This is a genomic window from Streptomyces sp. NBC_01255 (assembly GCF_036226445.1).
Lineage (GTDB): Bacteria > Actinomycetota > Actinomycetes > Streptomycetales > Streptomycetaceae > Streptomyces.
In genome coordinates this window covers 628019-642679 of sequence record NZ_CP108474.1, presented here as the reverse complement: position 1 = coordinate 642679, position 14661 = coordinate 628019, and the positions used below count along the sequence as shown (strand labels likewise).

General features: G+C 72.7%; 12 protein-coding genes and 1 pseudogene. 9 read left to right on the top strand and 4 right to left on the bottom strand.

The annotated features are described in order from the left end of the window. The first annotated feature begins 2 nt into the window (after positions 1 to 2). The 4 genes from OG357_RS02655 to OG357_RS02640 all read left to right on the top strand — a co-directional run bounded on the left by OG357_RS02655 (position 3) and on the right by OG357_RS02640 (position 5382). Positions 3 to 860, top strand: coding sequence for a carbohydrate ABC transporter permease (locus OG357_RS02655; RefSeq protein WP_329619547.1), 858 nt, complete (start codon positions 3 to 5; stop codon positions 858 to 860). A gap of 77 nt (positions 861 to 937) precedes the next feature. After that, complete coding sequence (locus OG357_RS02650; protein WP_329619546.1) at positions 938 to 2881, top strand: glycoside hydrolase family 5 protein; 1944 nt, start codon at positions 938 to 940, stop codon at positions 2879 to 2881. Positions 2882 to 2926: 45 nt separating this feature from the next. Continuing rightward, on the top strand, positions 2927 to 4681 hold the full coding sequence (locus OG357_RS02645; RefSeq protein WP_329619545.1) for a glycoside hydrolase family 35 protein: 1755 nt from the start codon (positions 2927 to 2929) through the stop codon (positions 4679 to 4681). Positions 4682 to 4716: 35 nt separating this feature from the next. Beyond that, positions 4717 to 5382 (top strand): HAD family hydrolase, encoded by a 666-nt coding sequence (locus OG357_RS02640; protein WP_329619544.1) that lies wholly within the window; start codon positions 4717 to 4719, stop codon positions 5380 to 5382. A gap of 21 nt (positions 5383 to 5403) precedes the next feature. Here OG357_RS02640 and OG357_RS02635 read toward each other — a convergent pair whose 3' ends face one another. Beyond that, positions 5404 to 6327 carry a LysR family transcriptional regulator gene (locus tag OG357_RS02635; RefSeq protein WP_329619543.1) on the bottom strand — a complete coding sequence of 308 codons (924 nt, stop codon included), beginning with the start codon at positions 6325 to 6327 and terminating at the stop codon, positions 5404 to 5406. Positions 6328 to 6416: 89 nt separating this feature from the next. Here OG357_RS02635 and OG357_RS02630 point away from each other — a divergent pair, with 89 nt between their 5' ends. Genes OG357_RS02630 through OG357_RS02615 form a run of 4 tightly spaced genes read left to right on the top strand, consistent with a single transcriptional unit; the run spans position 6417 to position 10077 of the window. Further along, the gene (locus OG357_RS02630) at positions 6417 to 7337 is read left to right on the top strand and encodes a zinc-binding dehydrogenase (RefSeq protein ID WP_329619542.1); all 921 of its coding nucleotides are present in this window, start codon (positions 6417 to 6419) and stop codon (positions 7335 to 7337) included. Then, complete coding sequence (locus OG357_RS02625) at positions 7334 to 8326, top strand: alpha/beta hydrolase family protein (RefSeq protein ID WP_329619541.1); 993 nt, start codon at positions 7334 to 7336, stop codon at positions 8324 to 8326. The genes OG357_RS02630 and OG357_RS02625 overlap by 4 nt, the downstream gene beginning before the upstream one ends. Further along, complete coding sequence (locus tag OG357_RS02620; protein WP_329619540.1) at positions 8323 to 9069, top strand: SDR family NAD(P)-dependent oxidoreductase; 747 nt, start codon at positions 8323 to 8325, stop codon at positions 9067 to 9069. The genes OG357_RS02625 and OG357_RS02620 overlap by 4 nt, the downstream gene beginning before the upstream one ends. A 30-nt stretch (positions 9070 to 9099) precedes the next feature. Next, complete coding sequence (locus tag OG357_RS02615) at positions 9100 to 10077, top strand: helix-turn-helix transcriptional regulator (RefSeq protein ID WP_329619539.1); 978 nt, start codon at positions 9100 to 9102, stop codon at positions 10075 to 10077. A gap of 154 nt (positions 10078 to 10231) precedes the next feature. Here the strand turns inward: OG357_RS02615 and OG357_RS02610 are convergent, their stop codons facing one another. The 3 genes and pseudogenes from OG357_RS02610 to OG357_RS02600 form a co-directional block, all read right to left on the bottom strand. After that, positions 10232 to 11245: a sulfite exporter TauE/SafE family protein gene (locus tag OG357_RS02610; protein WP_329619538.1), complete on the bottom strand. Its 1014-nt coding sequence runs from the start codon at positions 11243 to 11245 to the stop codon at positions 10232 to 10234. Continuing rightward, positions 11242 to 11784, bottom strand: coding sequence for a rhodanese-like domain-containing protein (locus tag OG357_RS02605; protein ID WP_329625469.1), 543 nt, complete (start codon positions 11782 to 11784; stop codon positions 11242 to 11244). Before OG357_RS02605 ends, OG357_RS02610 begins: the two co-directional genes overlap by 4 nt. A 51-nt stretch (positions 11785 to 11835) precedes the next feature. Next, positions 11836 to 13200: pseudogene (locus tag OG357_RS02600) on the bottom strand (rhodanese-like domain-containing protein); the annotation flags it as partial. A 192-nt stretch (positions 13201 to 13392) separates the two neighbouring features. Here OG357_RS02600 and OG357_RS02595 point away from each other — a divergent pair. Then, positions 13393 to 14655 (top strand): serine hydrolase domain-containing protein, encoded by a 1263-nt coding sequence (locus OG357_RS02595; protein WP_329619537.1) that lies wholly within the window; start codon positions 13393 to 13395, stop codon positions 14653 to 14655. Positions 14656 to 14661: the final 6 nt, after the last annotated feature.

Below are 14661 nucleotides of genomic sequence, written 5' to 3'. Positions count from 1 at the left end.
CCGTGACGACACCCGTGATCACCCTGCCCGGAGTGTCCCGAGGCGCGCGCCTGCTCGTACGCGGCCTGCTCATCGGCCTGCTCACCGCGGCCTTCCTCGCGCCCTTCTACCTGATGCTCCGCAACTCGCTGATGGACTCGCAGAGTCTGACCGCTCCGGAGTGGACGTGGTGGCCCTCGACCCTGCACTTCGAGAACTTCACCGCACTGTTCGCCGACCCCACCGTCAACATGGCGCGGGCCCTCGGCAACTCGCTGCTGATCGCCGGCATCACCGCGCCCGTCTCCACACTCCTCGCGTCCGCCGCCGGCTACGCCCTCGCCCGGATCCCCGTCCCGGGACGCGGGGTGCTGCTCGCCCTGGTGGTGGCGACGCTGATGATCCCCGGCTCGGTCACCTTCGTCCCGACGTTCGTCGTCGTCGGCTCGATGGGCGGCGTCAACACGCTCTGGGGCCTCATCGTGCCCGGTCTCTTCAACCCGTTCGCGGTGCTGCTCTTCCGCAACTTCTACCTCCAGTTCCCGACCGAGATCGAGGAGGCCGGCCGGCTCGACGGCCTCGGCTGGCTCGGTCTGTACCGCCGGATCGCGCTGCCGAGCTCCGGAGCCATGCTGGCCTCGCTCGGGGCGCTGTCCTTCATCGACAGCTGGAACTCCTTCCTGTGGCCCCTGGTCATCGGCCAGGACCCGTCCGCCTGGACCGCGCAGATCGCGCTGTCCACCTTCCTCACCTCGCAGACGATCAACCTGCCGGGGCTCTTCGCCGGCGCCGTCGTCACCATCACGCCCCTGGTCGTCATGTTCCTCGTCGCCCAGCGCTACATCGTCGAAGGCATCGCCACCAGCGGCCTCAAGGGCTGACCCGCGGCTCCACGGCTCCGCCCCTCATGAACCGCACCACGAGAACAGGCTCACGACCCCTTCCGTAAGGAGATCCCGTGCCATCTCGCCCACTGCTCCGACGCGCGACAGCGGCCCTCGCCGTGCTGTCCGCGCTGCTCCTCGGCACTCCCGCCTCCGCCACCTCGCTCCAGCCCGCCGCGGCGGAGGCGGTCGCACCGCCCGTGCCCCTGACCGGCCCGCAGCTCGCCGCGTCCTGGACCGCACCCCTCAGCACCCGGGGCCGCTGGATCGTCGACGCCGACGGCAACCGCTTCAAGCTGAAGTCGGGCAACTGGGAGGGCGCCCAGGGCACCTGGACCGGCAGCGGGGACATCAACGACCCCGCCAACCACATGCACGGCATCAAGGCCGACGACATGCCCCTGGGCCTCGACAGGGTCCCCATGTCCACGATCCTGGCCGACTTCCACCGCCTCGGCCTCAACAGCATCCGGCTGCCGTTTTCCAACGCCCTCGTCCACAACACCACCCCCGTCCCGGACGCGGCCGTCGCCGCCAACCCGCAGCTGAAGGGCAAGACCCCCCTCCAGGTGCTCGACGCGGCCATCGCCGCGCTCACCGCCGACGGCTTCGCGGTGATCCTCAACAACCACACCACCACGTCCCGCTTCTGCTGTGGCCTCGACGGCAACGAGCGCTGGAACAGCGGCCAGACCACCCAGCAGTGGGTGAACGACTGGGTGTTCCTGACGAACCGCTACAAGGCCAACAAGCGCGTGGTCGGCGCCGACCTGCGCAACGAGGTCCGCCGCGACACCTGGGACAACCCCAACTGGGGCTGGTACGACGACCACGACCTGTACGCCGCGTACGAAGAGGCCGGGAACAAGATCCTCCAGGCCAACCCCGACATGCTCATCGTCATGGAGGGCATCAACTGGTACGGCATCCCGCTCGACGGGCTGGAGCACGGCCGCCCGCAGCTGAAGCCGGTCGCCACCCTCTCCCACACCCTGATCCAGTCGGACAAGCTCGTGTACGCCGCCCACTTCTACGGCTACACCGGCCCCGCCAACACCGGAGCCGGCAGCGGCCCCGGCTCCACCAGCGACCCCCGCTACCAGGACTTCACCGCCGAGCAGCTCGCCCAGGTCGTCGACGACGAAGCCCTCTTCGTCACCCGGTCGGGACAGCACTTCACCGCCCCGGTCTGGATCAGCGAGTTCGGCGCGGGCGGCCGCGGTTCGACCAACACCAAGGAACAGGACTGGTTCCACCGCTTCACCGACATCCTCGTCAAGAACGACACCGACTTCGCGATCTGGCCCCTCGTCGGCTGGACCGACGCCTCCGGCGCCCAGATGGACAACTGGGCCCTCCTCGGATACGGCGCGAACGGCAGCCGCCAGGGCATCCAGGACGGCGGCGACTGGCGCGCCGACGACTGGAACAAGCTCGTCGCCGGCGGCAGGACCGGACCCATCGCACCGGCCACCCGCTGGAACATGCTCGACCTCGACCACACCGACTACAACGTCTCCGCCACCATGCTGGCGAAGCCGGACTGGTCCCCGGGCAACCGCAAGGGCAACTGCCCCGACACCCAGCGACTCGTCGGCCTCGGCCGCAGTGACAACCGCGGCCTGTGCACCGACGCCGGTCAGCCGGCCAAGGCCGGCGGCCCCTGGACCGTCGTCACCGACGAGCGGTACGTCACCGGGGGCGACTGGGCCAGCGGCTACGACAAGCGCCAGTGCCCCGACCGCACCTTCGCGGTCGGCTACAGCGTGAAGGGCAACGCCATGTCGGCCCTGCTGTGCGCGCCCGCGACCGCCTCCCTCCCCACCACCAACCGCGTGCTCTGGTTCGACAAGGGCGACAACCGGCCCGCCACCGGCGGCTCGAACGCCAGCGACTGGGCGCCGGGCTACTACAAGGGCCAGTGCGACGACGACGAGTACGTCGCCGGCGTCGCCTTCACCTGGAAGTGGAACCACGGCGGCGCCCCCGACGCCCTGCTGTGCCGCCCGCTCGCCTAGCACCTACCGTCGCACCCGGTCACCCCCTCTGAGGAGCAGCACCGCATGTCCCGACTGGAGATCGCCGACGACGGCTTCCGTCTCGACGCCCACCCGTTCCGGATCGTCTCCGGAGCCCTGCACTACTTCCGCGTCCACCCGGAGCAGTGGGCCGACCGACTCCACAAGGCACGGCTGCTGGGCCTCAACACGGTCGAGACCTACGTCCCGTGGAACGCGCACGCCCCCCGCCGCGGGGAGTTCCGCCTCGACGGAGGTCTCGACCTGCCCCGCTTCCTCGACACCGCTGCCGCCGAAGGACTCCACGTCCTCCTCCGGCCGGGCCCGTACATCTGCGCGGAGTGGGAGGGCGGCGGCCTCCCCTCCTGGCTGCTCGCCGAGGACGACCTCGTACCGCGCAGCCGCGACCCCCGCTACCTGAGCGCCGTCGACGACTACCTCGGCGCCCTCCTCACACCGCTCCGCCCCCACCTCGGCAGCAACGGCGGACCGATCATCGCCGTCCAGGTCGAGAACGAGTACGGCGCACACGGCGACGACACCGCCTACCTCGCCGAACTCGCCGCCATGCTGCGCCGGCACGGCGTCGACGTGCCCCTCTTCACCTGCGACCAGCCCTCCGACCTCGCCCGCGGAAGCCTCGACGGCGTCCTGGCCACCGCCAACTTCGGCAGCCGCGCCGCCGAAGGCCTGGCCGCGCTGCGCGAGCTCCGGCCGCGGGGTCCGCTGATGTGCTCGGAGTTCTGGATCGGCTGGTTCGACCGCTGGGGCGGCATCCACGCCCGCCGCGACCCGGCCGACGCCGCCGCCGAGCTCGACACCCTGCTCGCCGCCGGCGCCTCCGTCAACATCTACATGTTCCACGGCGGCACCAACTTCGGCTTCACCAACGGAGCCAACGACAAGGGCACCTACCGTCCCACCGTCACCTCCTACGACTACGATGCCCTCCTCGACGAAGCCGGGGACCCCACCCCGAAGTACGCCGCCTTCCGCGAGGTCATCGCCCGCCACGCGCCCGTCCCCGAGGACCCCCTGCCGCCCGCCGCCCCCAAGGCGGCGTACGGGCCGGTGGAGCTCACCCACACGGCCGGCCTCCTGCCACACGCCGACGCCCTCGGCGCCCCCGCGACCGCCGACCGGCCGCTGACCATGGAAGAGCTCGGCCACGCCTTCGGATTCGTCCTCTACGAGACCGACCTGCCCACGCGCGGACCGGCGGTCCTGCACGCCGAGCACGTCCACGACCGCGCCCAGGTCTTCGTCGACGGACAGCCGGTCGGCGTCCTGGAACGCGAGAACCACGAGCACGCCCTCGCCTTCACCGTCCCCCGCCCGGGCGCCCGGCTCGCCGTCCTCGTCGAGAACCAGGGGCGCGTCAACTACGGGCCGCGGCTCCGCGACCACAAGGGCCTCCTCGGCCACACCACGGTCAACGGCGCCCGGCCCGCCGCCTGGCACAGCCGTGCCCTGCCCCTGGACCGCCCGGACGCCGTCGCGTACGAGCCCTCCGACCCCGCACGGCCGCCGGTCGGGCCCGCCTTCCACCGGGGAACCCTCACCGTGGACGAGCCCGCCGACACCTTCCTCCACCTCGACGGCTGGACCAAGGGCCTGGCCTGGATCAACGGCTTCCCCCTGGGCCGCTACTGGTCCCGGGGCCCGCAGACCAGCCTGTACGTCCCCGCACCCGTCCTCAGGGCCGGCGCCAACGACGTCACCGTCCTCGAACTCCACGCCACCGCCACGCGCCACGTCCACCTCCGCGACACCCCCGCCCTCGGAGCCACCGAGGAGTGACCCGCCCCGATCAGCTCACCCCAGGGAGCATCCCCGTGCCCGTGCCCACCGAACTCCAAGCGGTCCTCTTCGACATGGACGGCACACTCGTCGACACCGAGCGCCTCTGGCAGCGGACGGTCGAGGAGCAGGCCATCGGCCTGGGAATCACGCTCACGGACGCGGACCTCTCGTACGTCCTCGGCCGCGCGGTCGAGGACTGCGCCGCGCACCTCGCCTCCCGCGCGGACGGCCGCGGGGAGACGACCGGGATCGGCGACGCCCTGGAGCGGCGGTTCACGGAACTCGTACGCCGACAGGTCGTCCCGCTTCCCGGGGCCCTGGAACTCCTCACAGCGCTCCACGCCGCGGGCATCCCCACGGCGCTGGTCTCGGCCTCACCGCGGCCGGTCGTGGACACCGTCCTCGACGCCATCGGCCGGCACTGGTTCACACTCTCCGTGGCGGCTGGCGAGACCCCGCGCACCAAGCCGCACCCCGACCCCTACCGGGCGGCCCTGACCGCCCTCGGCGCCGCTCCGGCCTCCTGCGTCGCCGTCGAGGACACCCCGACCGGCGTCGCCTCCGCGGAGGCGGCGGGCTGCGGGGTCGTGGCCGTACCCTCGCTCACCACCATCCCGCCGGCACCGCGCAGGACGGTCGTGAGCAGCCTGGTGGACGTGGACCTGGCCCTGCTGCGAGGACTGGTCGCCACGTGCTGATGGTCTGACAGGGGGGCAGGTTCAGTGTCCGGGCGGCTCGGGCAGCCAGTCGCGTGCGGGGTCGTACTCCAGCCATCGGCTGCGCCGTGCCTCCGCGGCGCAGGCGGCCGTGAGCCCGTGCAGCCCGGGGTGCCCGCTGCCGGTGCGCCACAGCAACGACCAGGCGTACAGCGGTGTGGGATCGACCAGCGGGACCGAGCGCAGCCCGGGGACCTCCGGCAGGGGCACGTCGGCGGGCAGCAGCGAGAAGCGCCGCGGATCCGCCGCCACTTCGCCGAGGAAGTGGGCGAGGCCCAGGTTGACGCTCGCGGCCCTGTCGCGGATGCCGAACCGGTCGGCGAACCGGTGAAGGAAGTCGAGCCGGTCCAGCGGACCGGGCGCCCACAGCACGCTGTCGCGCAGCCGGTCCGGGCGCAGTGACGGTTCGGCGGCGAGCGGATGGTCCGTACCGAGGACGGCGTCGACCGGTTCGAGACGGACGAGCCGGTGCGTCAGCCCGGCGCGGAGCGGAGGATGGACCCGGCCGATCGCCGCGTCGATGTCGCCCCGCAGCAGGGCCTCCGTCACCGACGGCAGGTCGCGTCCGTGCCCCGACACCAACTCGCCTGCCTCTCCGGCGACCTGGGCCAGGGTCCGCATCGGCGCGTAGAGGTGCCCCCAGACGTCCACGCGCAGCGGACGGTCGTTCCCCACGGCCGCCGCGACCGCCGTGTCGGCGGCGGCGAGCGCCTGCCGGGCGGGCGCGAGGAAACGCCGTCCGGACCCGGTGAGGCGGACGCCGTTGCCGCCGCGCTCGAACAGTCGGGTGCCGAGCAGGGATTCCAGCCGCGCGATCCGCTTGGACAGGGCCTGCTGGGAGACGTCGAGCGTCCCGGCGGCCCGCCCGAAGTGCAGTTCCTCGGCGGTGCGGACGAAGGCGCGTACCTGTGCCATGTCGAGATCCACGGCTCTCACCATAGGTGACAACCGTCTGTTGTCGGTGTCGTCCGTCTGTTGTTGGATCGCGGGGCGGGCTCGGAGGTTGCATCGTGCCCATGCGAAGACTGATTCCCACGGGGGAGGCGGCGCGTCCGGTCGCCTTCGCCGAAGCACCCCAGCCCGTCCCGGAGCCCGGCGAGGCACTGATCAAGGTCGAGGCGTTCTCGCCGAACCGCGGCGAGACGTTCCTCCTCGAACACCCCCGGCCGGGGCTGCTGCCGGGCAAGGACGTCGCGGGGCTCGTCGTGCAGGAGGCCGCGGACGGCTCGGGGCCCGGCATCGGCACCCGCGTGGTCGGGCATCCGCCGTCGGGCGGCTGGGCCGAGTACGCCGCGGTGCCCACGCACTCCCTCGCGGTCCTCCCGGACGGCCTCGACGGCGTACGGGCGGCGGCCCTGCCCCTGGCCGGGATCACCGCCCTGCGCCTGCTGCGCACGGCTGGTTCTCCGGCCGGGCGGCGCGTCCTGCTGACCGGCGCGTCCGGCGGGGTCGGCCACTACCTCACCGAACTGGCCGTGGGAGCGGGAGCCGAGGTCACCGCCGTCACGGCCACGCCGGCGCGCGGCGCGCGGCTCGCGGAGCTGGGCGCGCGGGTCGTGCACGACGTGGCGGCGGCCCAAGGACCCTTCGATGTCGTACTGGAGTCCACGGGAGGGCCGGACCTGCCGGTCGCGCTCGCGAAGGTACGCCCGGGCGGAACGCTCGTCTGGTTCGGCCAGGCCGGCCGCACCCCCGTGACGCTCGACTTCTTCGACCTCCTCGGCGGGCCCGAAGGCGTCACGATCCGGCACTTCCACTACGCCGGCGCCCCGTACGCCTCCGACCTCGCGACCCTGGTCCGGCTCGTGGAGGAAGGTCGGCTGCACCCGGAGATCGGCCGGACCACCGACTGGTCCGACACCGCCGACACCCTCGTCGAGCTGCGGGAACGCCGGATCCGGGGCAAGGCCGTCCTGACGACGGGAGACATACGATGAACGCCGCCGACTTCTCCGCCGCCCAGTGGACCCGGGCCACCGGCACGGGCGTCGACCCGCACGAGTACCGCCGGGTCACCGACGCCCTCGCCTCCGTCGCCGACTGGGGCCCCTCCTTCGTACGCACCGGAGAGGCGTACCTGGAGCGCGCGGAAGGTGCGGGATCGTCCGTCACGGCGGGGGAGTACCTGCTGACGGCGGCCAGGTGGTTCCACCTCGCCACGCTCGCGCCGTACGCGGACGCCGCCCGCGCCGCCGCGGCGGCGGACCGGGCCGTGAGCCAGGCGCTCACGGTGCTGGAGCCCGACGCGCGGCGGGTGACCGGTGAGGGCTTCACCGGCCGGCTGCGCGGCCCCTCCGACGCCCCCGGCACCGTGGTCGTCGTCCCCGGCCTCGACTCGGCCAAGGAGGAGTTCCTCGATCTGGTGGACGCGCTGCTGGCCAGGGGGCTCGCGGTGTTCGCCATGGACGGCCCCGGACAGGGCGTCCTCGCGGCCACGTCCACCCTGACGCCCGACTACGAGCAGGTCGTGGGCCGGGTCGTCGACGCGCTCGGCGTGCCGCGCATCGGGCTCGTCGGCCTCAGCCTGGGCGGCTACTTCGCGGCCCGGACCGCGGCACTGGAGCCGCGCGTCGCGGCGGTCGCCACCGTCAGCGGGCCCTTCCGCCTCGACTGGGCGGAACTGCCCGCGCCCGTACGGGACATCATGGCGCGACGTACCGGAGGGGCCGACGCGGCCCGGGAGTTCGTCCGCAGCGTGGACCTCACGGCCCTGGCACCCCGCATCGCCGCCCCGCTGCTTGTCGTGGACGGAGGCCAGGACGTCATCCCCGGGGTGACGAACGGCGAACCCCTCGCCCGTCTCGCCCCCCACGGCACCTACCTGTCCGTCCCGCACGGCGACCACCTTCTCGGCAACGCGCGCCCCGACTGGCTGCCCCGGCTCGCCGACCACCTCACGAACACCCTGATCGGAGCACGGGCATGAACCGCTACACCGGGAAGACCGTCCTCGTCACCGGCGGAACCAGCGGCATGGGCCTGGCCACCGCACACCGCCTCGTCGCCGAGGGCGCCCACGTGGTCGTCACCGGTCGCACACGCGACCGGGTGGACGCCGCCGTCAGCCGGCTGGGCCCCGCGGCGTCGGGCGTCGTCGCCGACACCGCCGACCTCGGCGCGGTGGACGCGCTGATGGAGACGGTCCGTGAGCGTCACGGCCGTCTCGACAGCCTCTTCGCGAACGCCGGAACCGGCGTGTTCCTGCCGTTCGAGGAGATCACCGAGGCGGAGTTCGACCAGGCCGTCGACGTCAACCTCAAGGGGGTGTTCTTCACGGTCCAGAAGGCGCTGCCGCACCTCGCGGACGGCGGTTCCGTCGTCATCAACGCGTCCTGGACGCTGCACCGGGGCAACAGCGTCCTCACCCTGTACTCGGCGACCAAGGCCGCCGCGCACAACCTGGCCCGGACCCTCGCGGCCGCGCTCGCCCCGCGTGGCATCCGCGTGAACTCCGTCAGCCCCGGCTACATCGACACCCCGATGTACCCGTCCACCGCACTGAGCGAGGCGGAGGCGAAGGCCGTGACCGGCAGGATCGTCGCGGGCCGCTTCGGACGCCCCGAGGAGGTAGCCGCCGCCGTGGCGTTCCTCGCCTCGTCCGACGCGTCCTACGTCAACGGCCAGGACCTCGTCGTCGACGGTGGCCTGGTGGGAGCCGTACCCGCCTGACCCGTCAGGGTTTCCGGGGAGAATGCGTGCATGTCCGCCGGTCGACTGTTGTCAGTGCTGCTGTTGTTGCAATCCCGTGGTCGTGTGTCCGCGCAGGTGGTCGCCGACGAGTTGGGCGTGTCCGTGCGGACCGCCTATCGGGACATGGCACGGCTTCAGGACGCCGGGGTCCCGGTCTACGCGGAGCCGGGTCACGGAGGCGGCTACCAGCTGCTCGACGGCTACCGCACCCGGCTGACCGGGATGAGCCAAGGGGAGGCGCGGGCCCTGTTCTTCGCCGGACTGCCCGGCCCCGCCGCCGACCTGGGACTCGCGACGGAGGTCACGGCGGCACGTCTGAAGCTGCTGGCCGCCTTGCCGGCGGAGCTGCGCGAGGAGGCGGCGCGGACGGCGGAGGTGTTCCACCTGGACGCCCCCGCCTGGTACCGGGAGCCCGAACGGACACCGCATCTGCCCCTGTTCGTCGACGCGGTGCTCACCCGGCGGGCGGTGGACGTGCGGTACCGCCGCTGGCGCGAACCGCGGGAGGTGGACCGCCGGCTGCGCCCCTACGGACTCGTGCTCAAGTCCGGCGTCTGGTACCTCGTGGCCGCCACGGAGAACAGGACCGCGACCTACCGGGTCACCCAGGTCCTCGACGCGGTGGCGAGCGACGAGCGGTTCGACCGGCCGGAAGGCTTCGACCTGGCCGCGCACTGGACCTCGTACCTCGACGACTTCCAGGCCCGCCGCTACACCGGCACCGCCACCGTCCGTCTGTCCCCGCGCGGCCGCGGACGCCTCGCCGACAACGTCCCCCCGGAGCTGGTGCGGGCGGTCGAAGCCACCGAGAAGCCGGTCGGCGACGACGGATGGGTCGAGGCGGTCATCCCGACCGAGAACACCGAGCACGCGTGCGGCGAGCTGCTGAGGCTCGGCATCGACGTCGAGGTCGTCGCACCCCCGGAGCTGCGCCGGGCGATGGCCGACACCATCGGCGTACTCGCCAGATCGTACGGAACCGCCTGACCGCGCGGCGGTGTTCCTTCAGGGGGGTGACCAGCAACTTCGGCGTGTCGATGACTGCCGCGTCACGGCAATGACCTGGTGAGTGGCGGGGCGCCACGATGGTGCGGCATGATCATCGAAGGCGCGTTCGACGCCGGTAGCCGGCGGCCGGACATCACCAGGGGGAGACAGTATGGCCAAGGTCGTGCATGCGGAGATCGGGGAGAAGAGGTTCCGCTGCCACGTCTGTGACGGCGACGTCTTCCGGGAGCGGGAGGTGAAGCTGAACAGCTCGGGGATGGAGTTCTTCAACCTGGCGTGGGCCAACGAGTCGGCGAACGGCCTCATCTGTCTGTCGTGCGGCTACGTCCACCTGTTCGTCCCCGGCCGGCTGACGCTCTACCGCGCTCAGGGCTGAGACCCGCACGCGCTCGACGGCATGCGTCTGCTGCGCGAGGACGAGGGCGCCCATGACGACCACGAACCAGCCGAACGCCGTGCGCAGCGCGTCCTGCGGGACGCGGCCCGCGAGCCGGCCGCCCACGAGGCTGCCGGCCACCGCGGCGGCGGTCACGGTCAGGGCGAGTCGCCAGTCGACGGTCACGCCCGACAGGTGCCCGGCGAGGCCGGCGAACGAGTTCATCGCGATGACGAGGAGCGAGGTGCCGACCGCGATCCCCATCGGCAGCCCCGCGACAACGGCGAGGGCGGGGACGACGAGGAACCCGCCGCCGGAGCCGACCAGGCCCGTCACCGCACCGACGGCCAGCCCCTGTGCCGCGAGGTGCCGGAGCGTCAGGTCGCCCCGCGCGGGCCGCCTCCTCTCCGGGCCGCGCCGGGACGTGCGGAGCATCGCGACCGCCGTGGCCAGCATCATCAGGGCGAAGGCGACGAGCAGGACCGTGCCCGGGACGTATGCGGCGAGCCGGCCGCCGCCGTAGGCGCCGGCCATGCTGAACGCGCCGAAGAGCAGTCCGGTCCGCCAGCGCACCCGGTGGGCGCGTGCGTGCGGGACCAGCGCGGCGAGGCTGGTGACGCCGACCACGAACAGCGAGGTGGCGATCGCTTCCTTGGTGTCCTGCCCGGCGAGGTAGACCAGGAGCGGCACGGTCAGGATCGAGCCGCCGCCGCCGAGCGTGCCCAGGCTGACACCGACGAGCACGGACGCGCCGGCGACCAGGGCGGTCACGGCATGCTCCGCAGCTCCGTGATCACCGTGCGGAGGTCGGGGCGCGGACCGCGGTTGTACGGCAGCTTGGACAGCAGCACGCCCATGGCGCAGGAGTTGTTGAGGGCCGCGTACGTCAGACCGGCGCCGATCGCGGTGCCGATCAGATGCGCGCCGGGCACGAACACGCCGACGATGCCGGTGGCCAGGACGAGGGAGCCGGCCACGAGGCGCACCTGGCGCTCCATGTCCCACCGCTCGGGCCCTCGGTCGACGGGTGCGCCGGCCGTCTCCCAGGCGACGATGCCGCCCTCCAGGACGCGGAGGTTCGGCAGGCCGGCATCGGCCAGGGCCTTCTCGGCCTGGGCGGCGCGTGCCCCGGACCGGCACACGAGTGCGACGTCTTCGCCGAGATGGGCCAGGAGCTCGGCCCGGTGCTCGCGCAGGGTGGCCAGGGGCACGCTGTACGAGCCGGGGATGTGCGCCGTACGGAACTCGCCGGGCGTGCGTACGTCGAGCAGGCGCGGCGCCCGCCCTTCCTGGACGAGCCGGTGCAGCACGGCGGGGGTGAGGGAACGGGAAGGGGCGGCGGCTGCGGCCCGCTCCGCCGAAAGGGCCCAGGCGGCGTACCCGCCGAGGATCTCGGAGACGTCCTCGAAGCCGCGCCGGCGCAGCACGCTCGCCGCGACGGACGACCGGTGGCCGCCCGCGCAGTGCACGACCAGGGGCCGGTCCGCGGGGAGTTCGTCCGTACGCCCCGCGAGTTCGCTGAGCGGAATGTGCAGGGCGGACTCGATGAAGCCGTTCGCTTCGCGCTCGTCAAGGGTCCGTACGTCGATGACGACGGGCGGATGGTCGCCGGAGGCGAGGGCGGAGCGCAGCCACGTCGCGGTCACCCGGCTCGCCGGGGCGACCTCGCCGAGTTCCCCCAGGGCCCGCTCGGGGTCGCGCAGGTAGCCCGCGGAGCGGTCGAGGCCGATCCGGGCGAGCCGGGTGACGACCTCCTGCTCCCGGCCCTGCGGTGCGATGACGAGGAGTGCGTCCGCGGGGTCGAGCACGGTGCCCGCCTGCTCGGCGAAGCGCCCGTCGGCGGGCACGTTCACCGCGCCGCGCAGGTGCCCGGTCGCGAACTCCTGCGGGTCGCGCGCGTCCACAACGACCGCGCCGGCGGCCCGCAGTGCGGTGAACTCGGCGAGAGACAGCGGCCGAGGGGCCGCGGAGGCGTCGTACCGGGCGCGGTCCTTGCGGTTGAGCTCGGCGTCGTAGGCGAAGTAACCGGGCGCGGCCGGCAGCCCGGCGGTGACGAGCGCGACGAACTCCGCACGGCTCATCGGCACGCACGCGTAGTTGGTCGCCCGCTGCTCGCCGATGGTCGACTGCTTCTCGGCCGAGAGGTTCTTGCCGCAGGCGGAACCGGCGCCGTGCGCGGGGAAGACCCGTACGTCGTCCGGCAGCCCCATCAGCTTGTTCTGGACGCTGTCGTGGAGCATCGCGCCCAGCTCCTCCGCCGTCACGCCGACGGAGGCCAGGAGGTCCGGACGGCCGACGTCGCCGATGAACAGTGCGTCGCCGGTCAACACGCCGTACGGCACGGCGTCGTCGGCGCGCTCGTACACGAGGACGCTGATCGACTCCGGGGTGTGCCCGGGCGTCTCCAGGATCTCCAGGGTGACGTCGCCGAGGGAGATCCGCTCGCCCTCGGCGAGCTCGCGGATCGGGTACTCGGTCTCGGCGCCCCGGCCGTAGCCGATCCAGGCGCCGGTCTCGTCCGCCATCTCCAGGTGGCCGGCCACGAAGTCGGCGTGGAAGTGCGTGTTGATGACGCCGACCACGGTGAGGCCGTGCGCGGCGGCGTCGGCGACGTACTCGGAGACGTCCCGGCGCGGGTCGACGACCACCGCCCTGCCGGTCTTCTCGTCGCCGACCATGTACGACGCCTGGGAGAGGCAGTCGAGGTAGTACTGGGTGAAGAACACGGCCATCCTTTCGATACCCCCTGGGGTATGTTCGGGCTCGACCGTAAAGGGGCTCCGGCAAGGAAGTCAAATACCCCCCTGGGTATTGCGCAGATCGCGGCGCCTGCGCCTGTGCGACTCGACGGGTGACTGTCCGTGCGGGTCGACGGCCGACGGGCCGTCGTCAGGACGCTCCCGGCCGATACTCCGGCCATGACACCTGCTCGTTCCACCGCGCGGTCACGCCGTGCCGCCGTCGCCGCCCTCGCGTCGCTCACCGCACTCGTCGCCCTCGGGGCACCGGTCACCGCCCTCGGCGCACCGGTCACCGCCACCGGTGCCCCGACGGCCGACAGCGGCCACCGTCGGCCGTGCACCGCCTCCCGGCTGCCCGACCACGGCACGGCACGTGACATCCGGCGGATCGCCGAGCGGGCCGCGGCCGACATGGGCCTCGAATCGGTGATCCTGCGGGTCACCGTCGACGGCCGCGAGGTCGTCACCACCGCTCTCGGCGAGTCGATGACGGGCGTCCCGGCCGACCCCGCCATGCACTTCCGCAACGGCAACGTGGCCATCAGCTACATGGGAACCGCACTCCTGCGCCTCGTCGACCAGGGCGCGGTCGGTCTCGACGACCCCGTCGCACCCTGGCTGCCCGACCTGCCGGGCGGCGAGAAGATCACCCTGCGCATGCTGGCCGCGTCCACCACCGGTCTCGTCGACTACGTCCGCCTCCCCGCGTTCCAGCAGGCCGTCACCGCCGACCCCTTCCGCCAGTGGACGGCGAAGGAGGTGGTGGCACTCTCGACCGACGAGCGGCTCTGGTACGAGCCGGGCACGAACTGGAACTACTCGCACGCCAACTTCGTCCTGCTCGGCGCCGCGCTGGAGAAGATCACCGGGACCCGTCTGGACGTCCTCCTCCGGCAGCTGGTCACCGGTCCGCTCGGGCTCCGCGAGACCCGTAACAGCTTCACGGCCGACATCCCGGAACCCGTCCTGCACGCCTTCACCGCCGACCGGGGGACCTACGAGGAGTCCACCTTCTGGAACCCCTCGTGGACCACCGCCCCCGGCGCCGTCCAGACCACCGACATCTGCGACCTGGCCCGCTCGGCCTCCGGCCTCGGCTCGGGCGAGCTGCTCTCCCCGTCCTCGTACCGGCAGCTCCTGAACCCGGGGACGGTCGGCCTCGGCCACGCCACCCGCGAGTGCCCGGCGACCGTCTGCCTCGCGAACACCGAAGCCACCCACTACGGCATGGGCGTGGTCGTCCTGGGCGACTGGATCGCCCAGCACCCTCTCTTCTTCGGCTACTCCGCCTCCATGGCGTACCTGCCGTCCGAGCGCCTGGCCGTCGCGGTCTCGACCACGCAGGGCCCCACGACCCCGGACGGCCACACCGCCCACGTGATCGCCCAGCGCATCGCGGCCGCTCTCGCCCCAGGGCACCCCATCCCCGACTTCGGCTGACCGGGA